Source organism: Psychrobacter pasteurii, assembly GCF_900162815.1.
In the GTDB taxonomy this organism is placed as follows: Bacteria; Pseudomonadota; Gammaproteobacteria; order Pseudomonadales; family Moraxellaceae; genus Psychrobacter; species Psychrobacter pasteurii.
In genome coordinates this window covers 1-23,937 of record NZ_FUGD01000068.1, presented here as the reverse complement: position 1 = coordinate 23,937, position 23,937 = coordinate 1, and the positions used below count along the sequence as shown (strand labels likewise).

Here is a 23,937-nt window from a genome sequence, read left to right as displayed (position 1 = left end):
TCAACCTTTACAGCCGTTTCTTATTTAGTCGATTTTTAAAATTAGGCCCTTAACTGGGCCTTATTTAATACCAGTATATAAAGAGTAAGTCATGTCTAATTCTATGTCGTCCGCCCCTTTTAATGACAAAGCCAACTCTCAAAGTTATGCACCTTCAATGAGCCTAGAGATGGCAGTTAAGCGTGCTCAGTTTATGGAAACATTACGTCAGTTTTTTGCTGAACGTGAGGTATTAGAAGTGCAAACGCCATTGATGTCGCAGGCAGGTAATACTGATGTGTTTGTGCCGTCGATATCGACCAACGTGACTGTGCAAGATAAGCCACAAACCCATTATTTGCACACCTCTCCTGAGTTTGCAATGAAGCGAATGCTAGCCGCTTGGCAAGTGGCAATGTATCAAATTTGCCCAGTGTTTCGGGATAATGAGGTGAGCGGTCGCCACAACAGCGAATTTACGATGCTTGAATGGTATCGCCCAGGGTTTAGTCTTGAGGCACTGGCCAATGAGTTATCTGACTTATTGACAGCTGTTTATGGGCAGCCACAGAAGCTAACTCATTACAGTTATAGCCAAGCTTTCCTCGACCATGTGGGTCTGCATCCCTTAACTGCAAGTCTTGAGGCTATCATTGCAGTAGCGACAGAGCATGGCTTTGGTGGACTAGAGTTAGGTGAGGACCGTCAAGGCTGGCTTGATGTGCTATTTAGCCATTTGGTTGAGCCCAATTTAGGTCATGATATGCCAACGCTTATTACTGACTATCCACCCGCTACAGCAGCCTTAGCCAAGGTTGAGACTGACGAGCAGGGCAATGAGGTGGCCAAACGCTTTGAGCTGTATATCAACGGTATTGAAATCGCCAATGCGTATGATGAGCTGGCAGATGGGGCTGCACTGCAAGCTAGGTTTGAGGCAGATAATAAAGAGCGTGCCAGCCGCGGTCTACCCATTATGCCCATTGATAAGCACTTGGTAGCCGCTTGTGATGATCTACCAGCCTGTAGCGGTATCGCTTTGGGTGTCGATAGACTCTTGATGGTAGTGACTGGCGCTAAGAAAATTGATGAGGTTATTGGCTTTGGGATTGGCCGAGCCTAAGCCATTAGCTAATATTTGCCACAGCCTCTGCAATTGGGGTATCGCCATTTTGCATACTAAACACTTTATGAACCGTGTTGTCTGCGCTCAATACGGCCGCTAGAGTAGCCGCCACATCTTTAATGGCATTTTCACCCGCTGAGTCTGCATTAATCGCTATTTTATCGGTAGCTTCGCGCTCTTTTAAGGCGCCCGCTTGCACGATGGTATAGTCTAGAGTGCTGTTATTAATTAACCAATGATCAGCATAGTGCTTAGCGATGTAATAGTCTTTTAGCTGATTAATACCCGGCAATGTCCACTTCGTCGTATCTAGTGAAAACACGGTGCTTAGCATAATATAGCGGCTAATGCCTTTGATTTGCGCCGCTTGCATGGTTTTGACCGCGCCATGCAAATCAACGCCCAATACATCTTTGCCGCCTGAGCCTGCTGTAAAATACACCGCATCAAAATTGCCAGCAATCTGCTTGGCAATCTCTTCTTTTTCAGCCGTTAAATCCACCGCCAAATGAGTGTAGTTGTCGTTATCGAATAATGGGTTATTTTCTCGTGAGGTCCCTGTAACGCTGTGATTATCATCAAGTAGTTGTTGTACCAACTCTGACCCCACACGACCGCTTGCGCCTATTACTAAAATATTCATCTTATTGCTTACTCCGATTGCTTATTATCTTTTATATCAATAACTTATGCTTTCTCTAGCTTGTGTTTTCTCTATAAGAGGATTTCATAAGTATCAAACTATCTTGGTAACTACTGTATCAATAATCAGAGGAGAGCTCAGTGAGAAGATGTAGGGCTTAAATAGAGATTGGTTGCAGTGTGTATCCCCTTTGCAAGGAAATGAGGTTGGTGGTTGATAGGTAAGAAATAGAAGGAGTAATAAACGGGTACGACTTAGCGCACCAGTTTATTTAAACCATCGGCAAATTGCTTTTTATCTTTATCGGAGTAGGGCTTTTGACCGCCCATTTGGCTCAAATCAAGCACCCCAGTGGAGCGCATGGTGTCCATAAAGTCGCGGGCATTGAGCTTTTGCTTGATGTTGTTTTTGTCATAAATAATGCCATGCGGGGTTAAAACCTGCCCCCCATTATCTAGCACATCATTAGCCAAAGGTATGTCGCTGGTAATTACTAAATCACCAGGGGCGACATTATCAGTAATGTAATCATCGGCGACATCAAAGCCTGAGCCCACTACTTTCATGGTAATCAGCGGTGATTTACGAACCTTGATGGGCTGATTGGCCACAAAAATAGCAGGGGTGTTGGTGCGCAAAACGGTCTTGGTGATTAAATCTTTAACCACCAAGGGGCAGGCATCGGCATCAATCCAAATGGTCATGCCTTTTTTTGCATTTTGAGCGCCTTGCGTAGTCATTAATCAAGACCCATTTTATTGGGTAGAACAGCGACTAACTGATCTAGTGCTTCATCAAGTTTAGCCACATCATTTGGCATCAACGTAATGTGGGCAATTTTGCGATCCGCACGCTCTTCTTTGTGATAGGTGTGATAATGAGCACCATCAATTGAGAGAACATCTGCGATATTAGGATACTCACCCAATACGTTGACCATCACTGAAGGATAGACGTTGTCAGTATCGCCAAGAGGCAGTCCCACAACGGCACGCATATGGTTTTCAAACTGACTGGTTACAGCGCCTTCAATACTCCAGTGACCTGAATTATGAACTCGAGGAGCAATCTCGTTGGCTAGAATGATGTCTTTGTCTTTTTCATCTTTACTAACAAACAGCTCAAGCGCCATAGTACCCACATAGTCTAAGTGAGTCATTAAGGTTTCAATGGCTTTTTTTGCTTCAGGCAATAAGTGACTGGTACCCACAGCTGGGGCGTGAGAGGTAGCTAAGATGCCCGTGTGGTGGTTGTTTTCTACCAAATCATAAGTACGTATTGACCCATCTTGAGCACGGGTAGCAATGATAGAAACCTCACGGCTAAAGTTAATAAAGCCTTCAGCGATCAAAGGGGCAGGGGTTGGCGTAAGGCTACCTTTACCAGTAACTGCATCTCCTAAAGCCTTCCACGCTTCCGTAATGTCGGCTTCTGTTTTTACCACAAACTGACCTTTGCCATCATAACCGCCGCGGCTGGTTTTTAGAACCAAGGGCAGGCCAAGCTCTTCACTGGCAGCTTTTAACTCTTGTTTAGAGCTGACACTTTTGAAAGGGACGGTTTTAATACCTAGCTCATTAAACAAGCTTTTTTCGCTTAGACGGTCTTGCGCTACCTCTAGAGCTTGTGGCGGTGGGAACATGCCTTGCTTCTCACCAGAATCAGACAGCTGCTTTAAGCGGGCTACTGTTTTGGCTGGAGTATTCTCAAACTCTAAGGTAAAGACATCTGCAGCAGCGATAAAGTCTTCAAGCTGCTCGCTGGTAAATACCTGACCATACAAAGAGGCAGGACAATTTGGGGCGTCTTCTAAAAAAACACAGCGATAACCAAGCGGTAAGGCGGCAGCTGCCAGCATCATACCGAGTTGACCGCCACCAAGGATACCAATAGTGCGGATAGTTTGGGCTGCAGGATAAGCGTTAGCTGTGGTCATATTCGGCTCTTAATACAATTAAATTGAATAAAAAATTAAATTAAGTGGAAATGTAATGGATAAAATAAATAACGAGAATAAAGGATTATAAAAACAAAAAGGTGCTAATAGCACCCCTTTGTTAACAAATAACTAATCACTCAAGTATAGCAAATTTAGCTATTGATTACGCCAGGTGTTGGACTGGCCAATACGGTGTCCGTTTGTTTTTGGCGGAACTCTAACAACTGTTTGGCTAGAGACTCATCTTGTAGGGCTAGGATTTGAATGGCCAATAGACCTGCGTTATAAGCACCTGCTGTACCAATGGCTAAAGTCCCTACCGCAATGCCTTTTGGCATCTGAACGATAGATAACAAGCTGTCCCAGCCACTTAAAGTTGAGGATTTTACGGGAACCCCTAATACAGGCAGCTCAGTTTGACTGGCACACATACCAGGCAGGTGGGCGGCGCCACCCGCACCAGCGATAATTACTTGTAGCCCTTTGTCTTTTGCAGATTTGGCATAATCAAATAATTTATCGGGAGTACGATGCGCTGAAACCACTTCGCATTCAAAGGGCACACCAAAATCTGCCAATAATTGTACGCCCAAACTCATGGTGGCCCAATCCGATTGTGAGCCCATGATAATACCCACTTTTGGCGTGCCAGCCGGTGATTGGATTGGCCCAAGAGGGGCTTCTTGCAGGTTATTTGTGGCATTTGCCATGGTTTGAGTTTCCTTACAAAAAACATTCATCATACAAAATTTCGGGGGCAATAAAAAGACTTTTATTGGTCAATATATTGCACAAAGTTTTTTGGTGATAGAGGATAAGGATTATTGGTATCAAAGCGATAGGCCGTTAAGTAGCCCGTACCAGCTGCTGAATAGTCAGTACAGACCACCTGATCACTTAGTGGAGCAGGGGTGTCATTAAGCCAGTAGTGACCAATAAACACCGGTTTGTTGGTCTTTAAGCTAAAGTCTAAGTTTTCAACCAAAGCATCTTGTGGAATTTGAGCCAAGTCTGAACGTGGTGCTCGAGCGATATCGACAATACGCTTACCTTGTAGCTGCTCCTCCCACCATCTAACGCGCATACGGCTGCGTACTGCGCCGTCTTTATCAGTAAAGCTGATGCCTTCAGGTAAAGGTATCTCCAAGCCTTTAAGAACCCGTTCTAAAGCATCGTACTCGGCAGAGTGCTTCTGTCCTGTGCGCTGTAAAGCTTCTGCTGTGAGGCGATTGTCTGATGTTAGCATTGGCTTTAATAGCGCCATGTTGTCGACATCCCAACAGGCATGAACAAAACAAGCATGCTCGGTTTCTATCCAGAGTGGCAGTTCAGCAAATCTATTTAGCCAGTATTCATGAGCTTTTGAGCCAAAAGGCACCTCATCTAAGAAGGCTTGGTGCTGGCGGGTATGGGTCTCATTGTGACGGCGTAAATACAGGGGCTGTGTGCTGTCTTGGTGCTGCATGGCCGTTTCATCAACCGTAGCATATGCCAGAGCATTGTATTCATGGTTACCCATTACCGCATCAGCGACGCCGGTATCTAACATGGCGTAAACGATCTCAAGCGACTCAACTTCCTGTGGCCCACGATCCATCAGATCCCCGATGAACATGGCACGATGTCCTTGGGGTGGCTGATAGTAATGTAGATTTAACGTGTCATGCTTGGTTAAAGTATAGCCCAGCTTGGTGAGTAGGCCTTTTAATTTATCGGCATGACCATGAATGTCTCCAATGACATCATAAATCATAGGCTGACTCCTAAAATAAAGGGAATGGCTTTGGGTACCTTATCTTGTATTTGTTTTATCTATTTTTATAGTAACCAGTTAGTTTGATAGTAACGGGAACCTAAAGCAATGACAACCTTAGTGCTTATTTCTAATGACTCGAGTCTCTAATGGCTTGAGAAGACTAGACTTATTCAACTTTAACCTTATTTGGTTTAAAAACTTGTTTGATTTTAAAAAACGCATAAAAACAAAGAAACACCCGAAGGTGTTTCTTTGTTTAGGTTGCTAACTGTGTTGATTGGTGACGATAAATTTTATATCTCATCAAACAGCTTTTTTGCGATTTAAGAGTGTCCAATTTAACGTAAATTAGCTAGTCTAGATTTGGTCAAGCCTTAATTTCTGCGTGAAATGAAGCCGACAATGAATAAGATCACTGCGATTACTAAGAAGATGTAGGCAAAGTCTTGACTTAAGCCTGCTACACCGCCGAAACCTAGGAAACTTGCTAATAAGGCGATTACTGCGAATATGATAGCCCATCTAAACATAATACACTCCTTGTAAAACTGATAAACCACATCAGTTATTAAAATCAGTTTTTGGTTTTTTGATTTGTTTTGATGCTTTAAATTATCTTTTAAGCATGATTTATAATAACTGATGAAAAAATTGATAGGGTAAGTTATTGTTATACATTCAGTGTGGTATTGTTGTGTTGTAGCAAAGATATATGAATCACGGCCTCTTTTAGTTAGGGCTTGTATATATATGGTATTTAATTAGCCAAGCACAATAAATCTAGAACACACCACAAAACTAACCTAGAACAAAAGGAGCACTATGGATTGGAGTCAAGTAGGGGCTGTGGCCTTATCAGCCATAGGCATATACTTTGGTTTGATACTATTTACCCGTCTGATGGGGCTGAGAAGCTTCTCTAAACTATCTAGCCATGACTTTGCAATGACAGTGGGTATCGGCAGTATCTTAGCTTCTACGGTTGTTTCAAAATCTCCCTCGCTACTACAAGGATTAGTAGCCATGGCTATGTTGTTTTTACTGCAGGCTGTGGTATCGATAATACGTCGTAAGGTTAAGCCATTAAAGGATCTAATCGATAATGAGCCTGTAGTATTGATGGCGCATGGCGAGTATTATTGGAACAATATCAAGCAAGCTAGCCTGTCTAAAAGTGATATCCATCAGATACTACGCAAAAATGGCATTAAATCTAAATCTGAGATATTCGCTGTAATCATGGAGACCACAGGAGACATGAGTGTCATCAAACAAAGCGATACAGTGGCTGATAAAGCGCTGTTTGATGATGTGCGAGAGTGTGAGCTTCTTCTTAATCCTACCCAATCCAAATAGTCTGACGGCAAGCTGTTTATTAAGCTAAGCCCTTTAACACACAATGGTAGACGATGAGTAAATCATTAAAAAACCGCTTAATGGCACCCCTAATTGAGCCCTATGCTCGTTATTTGCATGCCGATTTATTGCACTCCATTAGATTGGGTGGGGCGGTGGTTGCCTCACTAATATTCAGTCAGGTCACCCAAATCCCGCATTCAGAGTGGGCTACCATCACTGTGTTCGTCATTTTGGGATTGCTGCAATATCAAGGCGCTATTTATACCAAAGCCAAAGAACGGGTCCTCGGTACGTTGCTAGGTATCGTTGTGGGTTTAGGCCTGCTGTGGATTAATCACCAGGTGCAAGGGTATTTTGGCATAGCTTGGTTGTATTATGTGTTGGTCGGGGTCATTAGTGGGGTTATCGGTTACTACTCTATCAAGCAGCTAGGCTATATTGGGCTTTTAACAGGGATAACCATGTGTATGGTTATCTCCAGCCATAACAGCATTGGTCCTGATGGAATTGCTCGAGCGTTCAACGTATTAATTGGCACCTTATTTGCGGTGGTGGCCACTTTAATCCTGCCGTTAAAGTCGACGTTAATGTGGCGCTTTTTATTGGCCAATAACTTAGAAGCCTGTGCAAACATGTACGATGGAGTGGAGGCGTATATCTCAGACCCAAGCTTGGATCAGCGTTTTGCAGAAGCGGATATCGAAGAGGGTGAAGCGGCAGATAAGGAGCTGAATAAACATCATCCCAGCTCTTCTGAAGTGGCCAATATAGATACCCAGCATGTGCAGCTGGACTTGGGAGCCACGACGGTTACGACCATTGATGGCGTTACCAATACTGCCTCAACCACCTATGTTAATAAAGACATGGTAGAGCAGTTTAAAGAGATTAATAAGCGCCTACTGCGAGTTAGAGCCCATATTGCAGCGACTGCTAAAGAGTCTGGTATGGACACTCAGGATTTGGATATGATTCAGCGCACACATCGCAATATCATTGGCACCATTGATCTACTATTGAGCGCTGCTCCGAAGCTGGCTCACAGTCCCATCGATGAAGAAAACCGTATTTTAGTGGATCATTATCACCGAGAATTAACGCAGGGCATGCGTCATATCGCTGCTGTACTAAGAAGTCCTAGCGATCAGGTGTTTCGGCCTATTACTCGTATTCAGGTCTCAGATTATCCGAGTGTGCAGACCCTACCTTTTGAATGGCAAGGCTACTTTTGGCTAACCCAAACCTTGCAGGGCCAGCTACAAAGCTTGAGTGATTTACTACAACAAACTCAGTCCCAGTGGTATAAAGGATCCGGTCTACGCTATCAGCGCCAAGAGCAGCGTCGTATTCATGCTCATGGGGGCGAAAGTGATTTGGATGTATAAAACAGCCCATATCGCTAAAACATAAAAATCACTAGCTAAAATAGCCGTTTCACAGTGGGGAGCCGTTTAAGAGTGAGCAATTATTTCGAAGACAAGCAGCAACGGATTAACGAGTTTGTATCGCGTGCTAATCTGATACTGGGTAATGACCCACTTTGCTATACCGGTAACTTTATTACTGGGCAAACTCAGTATCCTGATCTTCTTTTTGTCAGTATTAACCCCGGTCACAGTAACCGAGAGGATTGGGGAGATATTGAGGCTCGTCGCGCTCAAGCCGTGGTCAAAGACTTTGAGGAGACTCCCTGCAAATACATCAGTGATGTTGAGAGAGGCAGTCGTTATGCCAATCGCATTGTAGAAATCATTTGTGGAGGAGACATAAGCCGGTTACAGCGCTGTGCCGAGACCAGCTTTGTGTCGTATTTTGCAGCGCCTAAAGAGGTAGTGCTACAAGCGCAACTGGCCGAGCTACCAGAGGAGATGCGAGCCGAGCACCGAGCACTAACTCAGCTTGATATTGAACAAATTCAACCCAAGCACATCATTTGTATGGGCTGGCGAGCCTTTGATCGATTTTTAGAGCTGTACGGGGAAGGCCATGAAATAACGGTGAAGAAGTTGCCGTTAATGGGAGAAATGGAAGCCTACTATGCTTATACGCAAGTCGCTGGGGTAACCGTACATGGCTTACGTCATTTATGTACCAAGCTGACACTGCAAATGCGGGCTGAGCTAGAGCAAACCTTCTCAGCAATTTGGTCACAACTAGAATCCTTCTCAGATTAGTCCTACCGATAACCAAAAAAAGTCCCTCATTACTTAAGTAGTGAGGGGCTTTTTTTATTCAATCTACCAAGTTGGGCTGCTGTATTAAAAAGTTTGCTTAGCTAATTTTAGTAAAGATATCAAGACCATAGCAACGTGACCTGTCATAAAAGCTGCTTATTCGCTGACAAAGCATCGTCCTCAAGCCTTTAATTATCAAGCAGTGTTATTACAAACTAATTTTTTTGTGAACTAAAAGTATTTGTTTCTATTTGGTAAATGTGTTTCAATCGCCGCCTAAAAATTTAATTCCCAAGTAAGCAAAAGTCACATTATGTAAATTTAACAGTAATTTATATTTAGTTAGGAGTAACAACCTATGCAAGGAAGTGGTTCACCAAACTCTCATTACGATTCGAGTGCTGACAGCTCGCGTATGCAGCGATTCTTAAAAGGGGTAGAGTGGCTAGGTAATTTGTTACCTCACCCTGTTATTTTATTTGTTTGGATGTCGGTATTGCTATTGGCACTTTCCGCTATCCTGTCTTACTTTGGCGTCTCTGTTATTGACCCAAGACCTGAAGGCACAGCAGGTCGTGCTGAAGACGGCATGATCTATGTTGTGAACTTGGTTAACGGTGATGGGCTGGCACGTATTGTCGAAAACTTAGTGACCAACTTCACTGGATTCGTGCCCTTAGGTACGGTACTGGTTGCCCTACTGGGTGTGGGTATTGCTGAATACTCAGGTATGATTTCAGCCGCCATGCGTGGTCTGGTGATGAATGCCCCTAAGAAGATGGTGACGTTTACCATCGTGTTTGCCGGTATTATGTCTAACACGGCATCGGAGCTGGGTTATGTGGTATTAATCCCACTGGCTGCGATGATTTTCCACTCATTAGGTCGTCACCCACTAGCAGGTTTGGCGGCAGCCTTTGCTGGTGTTTCAGGCGGTTATAGTGCCAACTTATTGCTGGGTACGGTTGACCCGCTACTGTCGGGTATTACCCAAGAAGCGGCGCGTATTATCGACCCGACTTATACCGTTGGTGCAGAAGCAAACTGGTACTTCATGATTGCCAGTACCTTCTTAATCAGTGCAATTGGTTATTTTGTTACTGAAAAAATTGTTGAGCCAAGCTTAGGTAAATACAATCCAGATGATGCCGATGATGCATCAGTTCTAGAAAGCGAAATTGAACAGGTAAGCGCTGTTGAGAAAAAAGGTCTTATCTGGGCCGGTATCAGCATGTTGGTGTTCTGCTTGCTATTGGCTTGGACGGTTGTGCCTGCTGATGGTATTTTGCGTCATCCAGAGACAGGTCTTGTTGCAGGTTCGCCTTTCCTAAACGGCATTGTGGTCTTCATCTTTGTGTTCTTCGCGCTACCAGGTTACATCTACGGTAAAATCACTGGCAGCATCAAAAACAACCAAGATGTGGTTGATGCCATGAGCAACGCAATGAGCTCGCTGAGTATCTATATCGTTCTGGTATTCTTCGCAGCTCAGTTTACGGCCTTTTTTAAGTGGTCAAACCTAGGTTCAGTAATGGCAGTGTCTGGCGCTACTTTCCTAAATGACATTGGTCTAACCGGTCCACTGCTATTGGTTGGTTTTATTCTGATTTGTGGTTTGGTTAACTTAATGTTGGGTTCAGCCTCAGCACAGTGGGCGGTGACTGCACCTATCTTCGTACCAATGCTTATGTTGACCGGTTATGCGCCTGAAATGATTCAAGCGGCATACCGTATTGGTGACTCGAGTACTAACATTATTACCCCAATGATGAGCTACTTTGGTTTGATTCTAGCGGTTGCGATGCGCTATAAAAAGAACACCGGTGTGGGTACACTGATGGCGATGATGTTGCCGTACTCAATGATGTTCTTGATTGGCTGGACGGTTCTATTCTGTGTTTGGGTATTCGTACTTGGTTTACCTGTGGGTCCTGGCGCAGAAACTTATTATCCTGCACGCTAAGCTTCTATAGCAAAAAAGTCGAGATTTTTACATAAGACCCTCATAAGTCCATGAGGGTCTTTTTTATTGTGCTAAATCTTATTTGTTAAATAGATAAAAGCAGCTATTCTTCGTTTGAGAGGCAGAGATGACTGGGGATACGCAAATGAAGGGTTGATTATTAAAAATAAATCCTTACATTAGTACTAAACACTGGCTAAATTTGGTTTAGTATAATTTACTAATTATAAGCCATAAGCCTTTACTATATATTTTTTCTCGATAAAACAAGAGGGTTATGATGGGCATCAATAACTCACAGTTAGCAGGTCAACCACAAGCTACGGTTGGCAGTACAGACGATAATGCCAAAGCGGTAGTGAAGCCTCGTCACCCTGAGTCTCGACTTCAATCAGACTGGCTGTTCCTTTACGAAAAGCTGCCATCCAATCAGTGGTATTCCTCAGATTATGCGTATAAAACTTCAGGTTGGCTAAATGTACACACCAATATTCGCAAACGTCAGCGTATTTTAAAACAGCTGACGGAAGAGCATTTAATGGGCGCTCTTAACTGGGAGAATTATCGCTCTCAAGTGTTACAACGCATCAGCATGCACGTATTGAAGCTACATCAGCATCACAGCGTGGAAGACCGAGGTTTTTTCCCAGAATTTGTTAGCTCGTATCCGCAGCTCAAAAGAGGCTTTGAGATACTCGAGAATGACCATGTGAAGCTAGATGCTTTGCTTGATGAGTTATTAGGCTTAAACGATGAGCTGGCCAAAGCAGAGCAGGAAGATAAGTTTCTTGTTGAGCGGCTGCACAAAAACTTAGTGGCTGGTACAGATTTCTTGTCGCAACATTTGACTGACGAAGAGGATTTAGTCGTACCTATCTTAGGATTACGTGATGGTTAAATCCTGACCTATATTTAGTCTGATTTAAATTCAGTAGTCTGAACTACAGTCAGATAGCTTATCTAGTAAATATCAATAAAAAAGCCCTCGTCAGTATCGTTACGAGGGCTTTTTTTTGCAATCTGTTTGCCTTAGGTAAGTAGGCTTGGTATTGGGGCTAGGAGAGCATAGTATTAAGGGAGAATAGCATTAAGTTTATAGCTAATTAACTTTTAAAAAAATAAGAATTAAATATAGCCATTAGTTGTTAGCTATTAGTTATTAGTTATTAAGATAACCCCACTCTCAACACTTTATTAGCAATTCAAACTGAAGAGGCGGGTTACCAAGCTTTTTATTTAAAATAAAACAGAAGTTATGCGCTAGGATCTTACGCGTTAAACGATGAGACAAATGCCATAAACCTCTAGCACGTACTTTCTGTATATTAAAGCAGTCAGACAATTGACCAATAACAGTCTCAATATTACGTCGACAACGCATCAATCGATTAACATCAGACTTAGGTCTATTATCTGTCATATTGCGTCTTAGCGGTGTTTGCAAATCAATACCCTTTGATGCAAAGTGCTGTGTTAACTCAGGGCGGATATAACCTTTATCTGCACCTAATAAACCATGAATATTATCAGCAACTTCTGGTGCAACATCACGCTCATCGATAGATGCCGATGCAAAGGTAAACCCTTTGATCATACCAGATAAGTTAATCAGCAAATGACCTGCAAAGCCATAATACTTCTCTTGCTTTGCAGCGCAGTAGCTAAAGCTTGCATCGGCTTTAAACGTTTTATGCCGATAAGCACGAGCATACTTGCAAACAGGTATCGGAAAACCATCAATAAAGTGAATGTTATCCTCTTGAGTTTGCGCAACTTGCTGGTGTATATGCTGTTTAACAAAGTGTAAGTTAGCACATTGTTTGGCGAAGTTAGGGTAAGAGCCAAGGTTTGGAAACCAAGACAGCCAGTGGTTTTTAAAGTATTGCCAGATTTGTTTATCTTGATCCATACCCATAAACTCACCCACCAGCTCCATACAGATAACTTCACTATCGCTAAGTTTAGGCGCAAATCCGCCTCTTCTTAACGGTTTTTGAACGACTAAGTTGTAATATTGCTCTACCATTAGATAGATATTAATGATAAATTCGTCAAGTGGCATCTCATTGTCCTTGGTCTTCTTGGTCGAAAACTTTAAGGATAGTGAGGTGTCATTTTTTTTCAAGCCCTAAAAGTGTTGAGAGTGGGGTTAAGATAAGAATGATTTAAACGATTGGAGGCGATTATGCAAAAGCTGGTAGGTATTATTTTTAGTGTTATAGGGCTAGGCATCTTATCGGCCTTTTTTAACTGGGGGTCTAATATCCCAGTTATGCAGTGGCCGGTTGAGGCTTATTATGGTTTAGTCTTTACAATCGGTTGGTTAAGTCCATTTCCAGATGTACTGGTTTATATTTTGGCAACTTTGATTGTGATTTTGGTCGCTGTGGCTTGCTATAAGCTAGGGATGTGGGTGTATCGTCAATTAGTTAGATAATGTTAGTGTGCTACATGTATTTGGTCTTAAATGGGGCTATCAAGAATAGAAAAAGCTGTCAGCTGAGTTGCTACCGTTATCAATAGCAACTCAATAAAAGTAAATCTACAAGAACTCTACTTTGGCCCCTTCTTCAATAGTGCCATATAGTCCAAGCGCATCCCAATTGGTCAGACGCACACAGCCTGCCGAGTTTTGGCGGCTGATTCTTTCTGGATTCGGTGAGCCATGAATACCATAGCTGGGTTTGTTGATCCCAATCCAAACTCGGCCTACTGGGTTATTCGGGCCTGGGGGAAGAACTGTGTTGGGATTGCTAAAATCCTTGTTGTAAGTGGGATCTTTGATACGACTAAGGACTTTATATTCCCCATTGGGTGAGGGTTTATATACGCTTCCCATGGTGGTGGGATAGCTGGCTACCAATTCATCTTTATCATTGTAAGCATAAAGTAGGTTTTTGGCTTTCACCGCCACAACTCTATGAACCTCTTGCTCATTGGGCTGATAGGGGTTGTACACCAAAATGGTGTTGCCTTGCTCAAGAGGCGTCTCTGGGTTAAGTCTTAATAATAACCCTTGGCTCATATGAAATTTCTCGGCCACAGCTTCGAGAACACTGGTAAATTGCTGTCCTTTTGGATGTGAGATTAAAGTCACATCTTCTTCGGTTAGGGTGTAGTTGACCAAAATTGGCTGAGAAATAATCGTTTCGTTTTCCGTCAATTTGGCCCAGGTTTCAGGATTTAGCTGGCCATTAACTTCCAGTCCATGCCTTTCTTGAAAAACTTGCAAAGCTTTGATGACATTGGCACCAAAGCGACCATCGACAGCCCCGACAGAGTGATGGTTGTAATTTAGCAGACCTTGGATTTTAATGATTAAATTCTCATCTAAAATAGCCTCAGGCGTCCACTGAGCCTCATTCACCGCTTGTGCCTTCTCAGGCAGCATATCTAGGCTATAAGGCAGCTCTGGAAAAGCTTTGGCCAACCTTAGCTGTGATGGGGTGTCCCCAATAAACTGTTGACTGACATCAGGTTGAAGCTGTTTAACAGGCTCGGCAGGCTCTTCTTCTATCTCATGCTCAGCAGCCTCTTCAGGCGTTAATACGCCCAAAACATTATCTTTAAGCTGTTCAATAGAGTCTGTTTCGACGCCAGGTGTCTCACTGTTTGATGACGAGCAGCCACTTAGTGCCACTGAAGTCATCAGTGCTGAAATGATTAAAATACGGTTTGGCAAGGGCTTACTCAAAGGTAGCTGTCTTAAATAAGAAGATACCAAAAACATTACTGTACTCACTTCAAAGGTTATAGGGGACAACGCTATTTGCCAAGCTCGGCAAGTAGCAGAGTAAAATTACTCTGCCACCTCAATATCATTCACATTCTGGAAGCCGCGAGGTAACTGACTGCCACGGTTACCACGCTTACCGGTGTAGTTGGCTAAGTCCATGGGCTTTAATGTCACATGGCGCTTACCGGCAGTGACAGTCAAGCTGTCATCATGATGCAGAGGCGTCACGGCGATAACCTCTTCCCCTGCCTTTAGATTAATCAGCTTATTACCTTTACCGCGTTGCTGCTCTGGTAATTCATCAATGGCAAATATTAATAAATAGCCGGCTGAAGTCACTACCGCAATTTGGTCTTGTGCGATGGCTTCAGGTGCCCCTTCTTCAGCTGTATCAGACTTAACATCAATATAGGCCACTTTTAGAAGCTTAGCATCTTCGTCAAAGTTAATGACGTTTTTCCCGGCTTTTTGATTGGTTTCTAAGTTGCCTAAGGTATTAATGAAGCCATAGCCTTGAGAGCTGGCCAAAATAATACGTTGCTCTTCTTCACCGGCCAAAAGCTGCTCAAAGCTGGCACCAGCAGCAGGTTTTAATACGCTGGTTAAAGGGTCCCCTTGTCCTCGAGCCGAGGCCAATGTGTGGGCGTCAATACTATAGCTGCGCCCAGTATTGTCCATAATATGAATCTTTTCATTGGACTTACTGCGCACATGGGCTTGGTAGCTATCGCCTGAGCGGAAGCTCATGCCAGCCGCATCGACATCATGGCCTTTGGCCGCACGTACCCAGCCCGCTTTAGATAAAATAGCCGTGATAGGCTCACTAGGCACAAGGTCTGACTCTTTTAGAGCCGTGGCTTCTTCACGCTCTACGACTGGCGACATGCGATTGTTGCCATGCTCTTTCATGTCCGCCTCTAACTCTTCGATCATCAAGTTGGTGAGGCTCTCAGGATTGTCTAGGAGCTCTTGAATGGTCGCACGCTCCGCCTCAAGTTCTTCTTTTTCGCTGCGAAGCTCAATTTCTTGAAGACGGGCCAATTGACGCAAACGGATGTCTAAAATGGCATTGGCCTGAATCTCGCTTAAATCATAGCGGTTCATCAGCTCCATTTTTGGATCGTCTTCTTCACGAATAATGCGAATGACTTCATCAATATGCAGATAAGCAATCAGTAAGCCGGCTAAGATGTGCAAGCGCTTATCGATTTTATCTAAGCGGAATAATAGGCGACGGGTAACCACCTGACGGCGGCTAACCAACCATTCTTCTAAGATTTCTTTTAGATTTTTAACTTGCGGTTTGCCATTAAGACCAATCATGTTCATGTTGACACGATAGCTGGTCTCAAGATCGGTGCTGGCAAATAAGTGACTCATGACTCGGTCCACATCGACACGAGTAGAGCGAAGCTCTAACACGATACGACACGCGTTTTCATGATCCGACTCATCATGGATGTCCACTACCCAAGGCAGCTTCTTCTCCATCATCAGTTTGGCGATCTGTTCTTGGATCTTATTACCTGAAACCTGATACGGTAGTGCATCAATGATGACTAGGTTTTTTTCTTGTTTATCAACATGATAAGCCGCACGCATTTTATAGCTGCCTCGGCCAGACTCATACATGGCTTGTAGGTCTTTTTTGGAGGTGATAATTTCAGCAGCTGTGGGTAAATCTGGGGCGGGTAACGACTGAGTGAGCTGTTTAACCGATAGCTCTGGGTTCTTTAATAGTCGAATAGAAGCACGAACCACCTCATTTAAATTATGTGGTGGGATATCAGTGGCCATACCCACAGCAATACCTGTGGTGCCATTTAGCAAAATGTTGGGCAGGCGAGCGGGCAGGGTAACCGGCTCTTGCATCGAGCCATCAAAGTTGTCTTGCCAGTCCACAGTGCCTTGTCCCAGCTCCGCCAATAAGGTGTTGGCATAAGCGGACATTTTAGCTTCGGTATAACGCATTGCAGCAAAGGACTTAGGGTCATCGGGACTACCCCAGTTACCTTGACCGGTAATTAAAGGATAGCGATAGCTAAAAGGCTGCGCCATCAATACCATGGCCTCATAACAAGCCGTATCCCCATGCGGGTGGTATTTACCCAAAACATCACCGACAGTACGTGCTGACTTTTTGGGCTTAGTAGTCGACTTTAGTCCAAGCTCACTCATGGCATAAATAATACGGCGCTGCACCGGCTTTAAACCGTCAGCAATATGAGGTAGCGCGCGATCCATAATCACGTACATGGCATAGTTCAGATAAGCCTGTTCCGTGAATTCGGCTACAGAGCGAGTGTCCATCGCTTCATTAGGAATAACAGCTGAAGAGGGTGGGATATTAGAAATATCAGACATAATCAGTAATTTTGCCTTGTTTTATATAAAAAGTTTTTGGATGGATATCTATAAAATCAAATAAAGGGTATTTTTAGTTTAAGATGTTTTAAAATATTGAGATGGCTTTATGGTATTGTTGTCTGTGGTGGTTATTATAACAGTAGCATTAAGCTATCCACTATATAGTTAGCGTATCGTATAGGATATTAACTGAATTAAAAAGACAGTGTAGGTTCTATGCGTCAGCTGATGACGTGAAGTCTAGTAAATTAAATGATTTGGTCAGTCATGTCTATTTTTGAGGTTTATGAACTTATTAGTTGTCATATAGAAGTTAAATAGTGTATTTTAGATACAAAAATACCACCAGATGCTATTTTATTGTTATTACACAATAAATTGTGCAATTAAATCAGATAGTTTAAGTAAAATTTTAGGAGCTTTACAGATTATGGACAATCAAAACACCCAATTCCGCCGCAATGACAGACCTTGGTTAAAAACTTATGAAAAGTTTGGCATGCAATATGATATTGAAATGCCTCCTGCCAACACCTCTTTAATTGAAGTCTTTGAAGACAACTTTGTTAATCACAAAGGCAGAGTGTCTTTTGTCTGTATGAATCAAGAACTATCATTTGATGACTTAGATACCTACAGTAAAAATATCGGCGCCTACTTACAGTCACTGGGTCTAAAAAAAGGAGATAAGGTGGCAGTAATGATGCCAAACATCCTTCAATCTCCAGTTTGTATCCTAGGTGTTATCCGTGCAGGCTTCATCTTAGTTAACGTTAACCCTCTGTACACCACTCATGAGCTTGAGCATCAGCTAAAAGACTCAGACACCAAAGCACTTATTCTATTAGAAAACTTTGCCAAAACTTATGCTGATATTGCTAGCAAGACGGTTGATCATGTGGTCGTAGCTTCAATGGGCGATCTAATGAGTCCGCTTAAAGGCTTGCTTGTTAATACTGTGGTTCGCCATGTGAAAAAGATGGTGCCAGCTTACAATATCCCAGGCAGTGTTAGCTTCAAAAAAGCCATGAAAATTGGTGCTAGTAAGAAATATAAGCGTCCTACAGATGTTGGCTTAGATGATGTGGCCGTACTTCAGTATACTGGTGGTACCACAGGGGTTGCAAAAGGCGCGATGCTTACTCACGGCAACTTGGTAGCCAACTTAATTCAAGCAGATACCTATATTGGTGGTGCTTTTGATAAGTATGAAGAATTAAACGAACAGCCAGTTATTATGACGGCATTGCCTCTGTATCATATCTTCTCATTTACCGTTTGTTGTATGTACGGTCTACGCAAAGGCGCTATCAACTCACTGGTACCTAACCCACGTGATGGTAAGAGCTTACTTAAAGCATATAAAGACTATCCACCAGCTTTCTTCCCAGCAGTTAACACTTTATTTAACGGCCTGATTAACAGCGAACACTTCCGTGCTCTAGATCACAGTAAGCTTGAGATGTCTATGGGTGGCGGTATGGCAGTATTAAGAGATACTGCTGAGAAGTGGAAAAAAGGTACAGGCAACGTTATCCTTCAAGGTTATGGCTTATCAGAAACCTCTCCGGTTGCTTCAGCCAACCCTATGGGTCTAGACGAATTCCCAGGTAACATCGGTGTGCCATTCCCAGCTACTGATATGGCCATTATTGATGAAGAAGGTAACGAAGTTGCCGTTGGTGAGCGCGGTGAGATTTGTGTCCGCGGTCCACAGGTTATGAAAGGCTACTGGAAGCGTGACGAGGCCACTGCAGAAGTAATGACTCCAGATGGTTACTTCCGTACCGGTGATATCGGTGTTATGGATGAAGACGGTTACTTCAAGATTGTTGACCGCAAAAAAGACATGATTATCGTATCTGGCTTTAACGTCTATCCAAATGAGGTAGAAGACGTGATGTCAAGTCATCCAAAAATCCTAGAGTGTGGGGTGATTGGTATCGACAATGATAAGAGTGGCGAAGTACCTAAGATTTTCGTAGTGGCCAGCGACTCAAGCTTAACCGAACAAGAAGTTCTAGATTACGCCAAAGAAAACCTAACCGGCTATAAGCGTCCTCGTATTGTAGAGTTCGTAGACGAATTACCGAAATCAAACGTAGGTAAGATTTTACGTAAAGACTTACGTGAAATGGAAGCCGCTAAGAACAAAGCGTAATTTTAGCCCTTATTAATTTTAGATATTAGATGTAAAAGACTGGTTTTGCCATAAAGCCAGTCGAAATAACCTACTTTAAGTTTGAGTGGTTACCGAGTACAATAAAAACTCAAAGGGATTAATTTAAAAAGGATACGAGCATTTTGCGGTGTATCCTTTTTTCTTTAAAAAAGAGAAAGTTTGTTCTTTATAGATTTTTTAAGCGTATTGTGTAGGCAGTTTTTTATCTTTACGGCTATGAGATAGCCAGATGTTGTACTTAAAGTTATAGAAAAAGCTTTATAAAATACAATCACTAATGCATTATTTGTTAAAACTTAGCTTCACAGCCTCTTATATGATGAAGACCTAAGCTTAATAATGCACCTATTGTTCCATTAAAATAATTCTACAGGTAATTACATGACAACAGCTTCTAACCATACCAATCAGACCTCTCCAAGTGAATTTCATGGTACTTTTCCAACTTATCCTGATATCCCCAGTGACCGCCCTTGGCTAGAATCTTATGAGCGTTATGGATTAGCTTCTTCGATTGAAAAGCCTGCTGATGACACCTCTTTATTAGAAGTTTTCGAACGTAACTTCGCGCGTTATGGCAATCGTGATGCCTATATTTGCATGGGCTCCAGCTTAAGCTATCGTGATCTTGATACTCGCAGTCGTCAAATTGCCGCCTACCTTCAGTCTTTAGGTCTTAAAGTCGGTGATAAAGTAGCGGTAATGATGCCAAACGTGTTGCAATATCCTGTCGTGGCATTGGGTGTATTGCGTGCGGGCATGATTTTGGTCAACGTAAACCCTCTATATACCAGCCGTGAGCTTGAGCATCAGCTACATGACAGTGGCGCCAAAGCCATCTTTATCATTGAGAACTTTGCCAAAACCTTTGAAGAAGTTAAAGACAAAGGTGACGTGAAGCATGTAGTCGTCTGTAGCATGGGAGATATGCTGGGCATGGTGAAAGGCCTGGTGATCAACACCGTGGTACGCCATATCAAAAAAATGGTACCAAGCTACTCGCTACCAAACAGCATAAGTTTCAAAAAAGCACTAGAATCTGCTTCAGCTCATCAATATAAGCGTCCTGAATTGGACCAAAGTCATGTGGCGTTATTGCAATATACTGGAGGAACTACTGGCGTTGCTAAAGGCGCTATGCTTACTCATGGTAACCTTGTGGCCAACATGCTTCAGATTGAAGCTGTTATGAAAGCAGCTTTTGGAGAAGCTACCAGTGGTGAAGTTATCTTAACGGCACTACCTTTATATCACGTGTTCTCATTCATGGTTTGTGGCATGTACTCTATGTACGAAGGCTGTACTGGTTTATTAATTCCGAACCCACGTGACTTAGATGGTCTAATTAAAGAGATGGGAAAATATAAGCCGGCTTATATTCCTTCAGTAAACACGTTGTTTAACGGCTTAGTACATCACGAAAAATTCAAAGAACTAGACTTCTCAAACCTAAAAGCTTCTATTGGTGGCGGTATGTCAGTGCTACCAAGCGTGGCCAAAGCTTGGCATGAAGCCACAGGCTTACCTATCGTAGAAGGCTATGGTTTATCAGAAACCTCTCCTGTGGTTAGCTTTAACCCTATGAATATCTCAGAGTTCACTGCCAAGATTGGTGTGCCTGCCCCAGATACAGACGTTATCTTAATTGATGATGATGGCAACGAGATGCTGATTGGTGAGCGTGGTGAGATCTGTGTTAAAGGCCCTCAAGTGATGGTGGGTTATCAAAACCGCCCTGAAGCAACCAAAGAATCCTTTACCGAAAATGGCTACTTCAAAACAGGCGATATTGGTATCTTAGATGAAAAAGGCTTTATCAAGATTGTTGACCGCAAAAAAGACATGATTTTGGTGTCTGGTTTTAACGTTTATCCAAACGAAATTGAAGAAGCCATGACTCAGCATCCTGCGGTCTTAGAAGTAGGTGCTATTGGTGTTCCTAGTGATGATCGCGGTGAGGATCCAAAAATCTTCGTAGTGAAGAAAAAAGGTGCCAACGTTACCGAAAAAGAGCTGCTTGAGTTTGGTAAAAAGCAATTAACGGGCTATAAGCGTCCTCGTATTGTCGAGTTTGTAGACGAATTACCAAAATCAAACGTAGGTAAAATTTTACGTAAAGAGCTACGTAAAATGGAAGGCTTAGAGTAGCCTTGATTGATGACTGACTCTTGCTATTGGTTAGGCATCACGTTACGATGACCAAGCTTATTGGGAGCAATAAAGTGAACTGCTTTATTTGCTCCTTTAATGACTCTATCAGAAGGGGTTCTATTAATTTTTTCCTCTTAATTTTTAAGTAAAGAGCCCTACCAATCAAAGACAAAGGATATAACTTAGCGATGCGTATAGATAACCGCCAGCTGGATCAACTTCGTACAGTAACTTTTGAACGTAATTACACCAAACATGCCGAAGGCTCAGTTTTGGTTTGTTTTGGGGACACCAAAGTATTGTGTACGGCAAGTGTCGAAGCGGGCGTGCCTCGTTGGTTGAAGGGCAAAGGTCAAGGTTGGATAACTGCAGAATACGGTATGCTACCTCGCGCTACCAATACTCGTAATCAGCGTGAAGCCGCCCGTGGCAAGCAGTCAGGTCGTACTCAAGAAATCCAGCGTTTGATTGGTCGTAGCTTACGAGCTATGGTAGATTTAAACAAGTTGGGTGAGAACACCATTTACTTAGACTGTGACGTATTACAAGCTGACGGAGGTACTCGCACGGCAAGTATCACTGGAGCAGCCATTGCTTTAATCGATGCTCTAGAAGTGTTACAACAGAAGAAAAAGCTGAAAGAAGATCCTTTACTAGGTCTAGTAGCTGCAGTCTCTGTTGGGGTGAGAAACGGCGAAATTCTGCTAGATTTAAACTATGAAGAAGACTCAAGCTGTGATACTGACTTGAACGTAGTGATGACTCAAAAAGGTGAGTTTATCGAAATTCAAGGCACAGCAGAAGAAAAACCCTTCACTCGCGCTGAAGCAGATAAAATGCTAGCGATGGCTGAAAAAGGCATTGCAGATTTAGTTAAGTTACAACAAACGGCACTAGGCTGGTAATAAGCGGCCAAAAAGATCAATAGGACACACAGTATGCTGCAAGTTACGGATAATGGCGCTAATATCACTTTGTCAGGCAAGTCGACTGCTAAAGGTGACGGTGTATTTTGGTTCGGTGTGGCCTTATTGATTGGTGCGTTAGGCGTGGCAATAAGCATGAGCTTGTTGCCCGAGCGCCTGGCCATAGGTGCTTTAGCAGTGTTGGTTGTCGGCAGCTATGTATTTAACAGACTGCGTAACCGCCAAAAAGATACTCAAAACCATATCAGCTCTGGGCTACTTAAAGTTCAACCAGGACAGTTTGTTCATAATCAGTTTGGTAAGACGCAGCACATCACTGTGACCTCTGAAGATACTATTGAAGTTTCGGGCACCTCCTTAACCATCACCACAGCCGATGGTAGCACTAAGTGCCAGATTACAGACTTTGACAGTCATAAAGAAGCTGAGGTCATGCAAGCCATCCTTAAGGGTAGGCAATTTGGTAAGCGCAATGCCAATATTAAGATGCGCTCTTCTTAATCTTTACAAGTTAGTCTCCAGCTCTTCCTAACCTTACTGCACTTTATTCTCCCTTACTTCCCCTCTGTCTTCCTTTCTTATATTTCTATCCTTATAGAGCTAAGTTTTTATTTTTCTTAGCTTTTTATCAGTACAATATTCCTTGAGTTAGCAAGCCCACTTGGTTTATATTGGAAGTATCGACTATTAGGTATCTACCCAAAATATTGGCTTGATATTAAGGAGGGTCACATGGATGTGTCCACTTTCAACATGAAAAACAAAGTCCGTTTTTCTGCGTTCAAAAAACACCTTATCAACCGCAGTACTCACAACTCTAAGTCTGGATCAGTCAAGGGCTTGTCTTTGGCTGTAGCCGTGATGTTAGGGGGATTGCCAAGCTCCTTGCTACATGCGGATGATTTGGCCAATCTGATTCGCCAAAAGAGCCAAAATTCCTCTTATTCAAGTAGCTCTATGGGCAGCTATAACTCTACCCCTAATTTTGGTTTACCAGGAACCACAAGCTTTTATCAAAACTATGCTTCTGCACCCAACATTAAAGCTGAGCATATAGATACCTTGTATCGTGCTGAACAAAACTCCATGGGTGCCAGCCAACAGGTACTACGCACAGTACGAAAAATGGCCTTAGATAATAAGGAGATTATCAAAGGCTCTTGTTGGGATTATTTGAATGCCGCTTTTAATAGAGCAGGGGTGAAAAAGGATACGATATTTAAAGGGGAATACCCTTACGGTCCCTTTATCGATACCAATGAAATACGTCCTGGGGATTGGTTGTATTATATTAACCATAGCTATAATGACGTTGAACACAGTGGTCTATTTGTGGGGTGGCTCAATCGTGAGAGCAATGAGGCTTTAATCTTGAGCTATGCAGGAGAAAGTCGTAATGAGCCGGCTCGTTATAAGGTATACGATGTCTCGCATACCTATAACGTGATGCGCCCTAGCTTGTAACCGTTCCGAAAAACTTACCTAAACCTACTCACATAGTTTTAGCGTTTTCTTCCTGCTTCATAGACGTCTGCCATTGTGATTACACTCAGGTCTTACATCGTCTCCACAGGCTAACACGGTGGAACTCACCGCTTTTTTTAACCCATCAGTGATGGGTTAACACTTTATCTGC

General features: G+C 43.0%; 21 protein-coding genes. 12 read left to right on the top strand and 9 right to left on the bottom strand.

Annotation, left to right across the window (positions count from 1 at the left end):
- The first annotated feature begins 91 nt into the window (after positions 1–91).
- Positions 92–1,102, top strand: coding sequence for an EF-P lysine aminoacylase EpmA (gene epmA, locus A1232T_RS05090; protein ID WP_095532727.1), 1,011 nt, complete (start codon positions 92–94; stop codon positions 1,100–1,102).
- Between the two features lie 4 nt (positions 1,103–1,106).
- Here epmA and A1232T_RS05085 read toward each other — a convergent pair whose 3' ends face one another.
- From A1232T_RS05085 to A1232T_RS05060, 6 genes are all read right to left on the bottom strand, one after another.
- Positions 1,107–1,748: an NAD(P)H-binding protein gene (locus A1232T_RS05085; protein WP_077448407.1), complete on the bottom strand. Its 642-nt coding sequence runs from the start codon at positions 1,746–1,748 to the stop codon at positions 1,107–1,109.
- Positions 1,749–2,002: 254 nt separating this feature from the next.
- Positions 2,003–2,452, bottom strand: coding sequence for a YaiI/YqxD family protein (locus A1232T_RS05080; protein WP_077448414.1), 450 nt, complete (start codon positions 2,450–2,452; stop codon positions 2,003–2,005).
- 35 nt (positions 2,453–2,487) lie between these two features.
- A complete protein-coding gene (locus A1232T_RS05075; RefSeq protein WP_077448406.1) occupies positions 2,488–3,684 on the bottom strand; it encodes a 5-(carboxyamino)imidazole ribonucleotide synthase in 1,197 nt (398 codons plus the stop codon).
- A 155-nt stretch (positions 3,685–3,839) separates the two neighbouring features.
- Positions 3,840–4,397 carry a 5-(carboxyamino)imidazole ribonucleotide mutase gene (gene purE, locus A1232T_RS05070; protein ID WP_077448405.1) on the bottom strand — a complete coding sequence of 186 codons (558 nt, stop codon included), beginning with the start codon at positions 4,395–4,397 and terminating at the stop codon, positions 3,840–3,842.
- Between the two features lie 62 nt (positions 4,398–4,459).
- Positions 4,460–5,440, bottom strand: a complete 981-nt coding sequence (locus A1232T_RS05065; RefSeq protein ID WP_077448404.1) for a metallophosphoesterase — start codon at positions 5,438–5,440, stop codon at positions 4,460–4,462.
- A gap of 377 nt (positions 5,441–5,817) precedes the next feature.
- Positions 5,818–5,973 (bottom strand): DUF1328 domain-containing protein, encoded by a 156-nt coding sequence (locus A1232T_RS05060; RefSeq protein ID WP_077448403.1) that lies wholly within the window; start codon positions 5,971–5,973, stop codon positions 5,818–5,820.
- Between the two features lie 292 nt (positions 5,974–6,265).
- Between A1232T_RS05060 and A1232T_RS05055 the strand changes: the two genes are divergently transcribed.
- The 5 genes from A1232T_RS05055 to A1232T_RS05035 all read left to right on the top strand — a co-directional run bounded on the left by A1232T_RS05055 (position 6,266) and on the right by A1232T_RS05035 (position 11,837).
- A complete protein-coding gene (locus A1232T_RS05055) occupies positions 6,266–6,799 on the top strand; it encodes a DUF421 domain-containing protein (protein WP_077448402.1) in 534 nt (177 codons plus the stop codon).
- Between the two features lie 53 nt (positions 6,800–6,852).
- On the top strand, positions 6,853–8,187 hold the full coding sequence (locus A1232T_RS05050; protein WP_077448401.1) for an FUSC family protein: 1,335 nt from the start codon (positions 6,853–6,855) through the stop codon (positions 8,185–8,187).
- 72 nt (positions 8,188–8,259) lie between these two features.
- Entirely contained in the window at positions 8,260–8,976 is a 717-nt protein-coding gene (locus A1232T_RS05045) for a hypothetical protein (RefSeq protein ID WP_077448400.1), read from the top strand.
- A gap of 358 nt (positions 8,977–9,334) precedes the next feature.
- Entirely contained in the window at positions 9,335–10,939 is a 1,605-nt protein-coding gene (locus A1232T_RS05040) for an AbgT family transporter (RefSeq protein WP_077448399.1), read from the top strand.
- Positions 10,940–11,216: 277 nt separating this feature from the next.
- A complete protein-coding gene (locus A1232T_RS05035; RefSeq protein ID WP_244152387.1) occupies positions 11,217–11,837 on the top strand; it encodes a hemerythrin domain-containing protein in 621 nt (206 codons plus the stop codon).
- Between the two features lie 285 nt (positions 11,838–12,122).
- Here the strand turns inward: A1232T_RS05035 and A1232T_RS05030 are convergent, their stop codons facing one another.
- Positions 12,123–13,001: an IS982 family transposase gene (locus A1232T_RS05030; protein ID WP_077448397.1), complete on the bottom strand. Its 879-nt coding sequence runs from the start codon at positions 12,999–13,001 to the stop codon at positions 12,123–12,125.
- Positions 13,002–13,124: 123 nt separating this feature from the next.
- On the opposite strand from A1232T_RS05030, the gene A1232T_RS05025 reads away from it, so the two are divergent.
- Positions 13,125–13,376, top strand: coding sequence for a hypothetical protein (locus tag A1232T_RS05025; protein ID WP_077448396.1), 252 nt, complete (start codon positions 13,125–13,127; stop codon positions 13,374–13,376).
- 105 nt (positions 13,377–13,481) lie between these two features.
- On the opposite strand, the gene A1232T_RS05020 is transcribed toward A1232T_RS05025, so the two are convergent.
- Together A1232T_RS05020 and parC are read right to left on the bottom strand one after the other, a co-directional pair.
- A complete protein-coding gene (locus A1232T_RS05020; RefSeq protein WP_244152386.1) occupies positions 13,482–14,633 on the bottom strand; it encodes a L,D-transpeptidase family protein in 1,152 nt (383 codons plus the stop codon).
- 105 nt (positions 14,634–14,738) lie between these two features.
- Complete coding sequence (parC, locus tag A1232T_RS05015) at positions 14,739–17,039, bottom strand: DNA topoisomerase IV subunit A (protein ID WP_077448395.1); 2,301 nt, start codon at positions 17,037–17,039, stop codon at positions 14,739–14,741.
- Positions 17,040–17,472: 433 nt separating this feature from the next.
- On the opposite strand from parC, the gene A1232T_RS05010 reads away from it, so the two are divergent.
- From A1232T_RS05010 to A1232T_RS04990, 5 genes are all read left to right on the top strand, one after another.
- Positions 17,473–19,203 (top strand): AMP-binding protein, encoded by a 1,731-nt coding sequence (locus A1232T_RS05010; RefSeq protein WP_077448394.1) that lies wholly within the window; start codon positions 17,473–17,475, stop codon positions 19,201–19,203.
- A 402-nt stretch (positions 19,204–19,605) separates the two neighbouring features.
- A complete protein-coding gene (locus tag A1232T_RS05005; protein WP_077448392.1) occupies positions 19,606–21,372 on the top strand; it encodes an AMP-binding protein in 1,767 nt (588 codons plus the stop codon).
- Between the two features lie 191 nt (positions 21,373–21,563).
- The gene (gene rph, locus A1232T_RS05000) at positions 21,564–22,280 is read left to right on the top strand and encodes a ribonuclease PH (RefSeq protein ID WP_077448390.1); all 717 of its coding nucleotides are present in this window, start codon (positions 21,564–21,566) and stop codon (positions 22,278–22,280) included.
- Between the two features lie 33 nt (positions 22,281–22,313).
- A complete protein-coding gene (locus A1232T_RS04995; protein ID WP_077448388.1) occupies positions 22,314–22,802 on the top strand; it encodes a hypothetical protein in 489 nt (162 codons plus the stop codon).
- A 231-nt stretch (positions 22,803–23,033) separates the two neighbouring features.
- A complete protein-coding gene (locus A1232T_RS04990; RefSeq protein ID WP_077448387.1) occupies positions 23,034–23,765 on the top strand; it encodes a hypothetical protein in 732 nt (243 codons plus the stop codon).
- Positions 23,766–23,937: the final 172 nt, after the last annotated feature.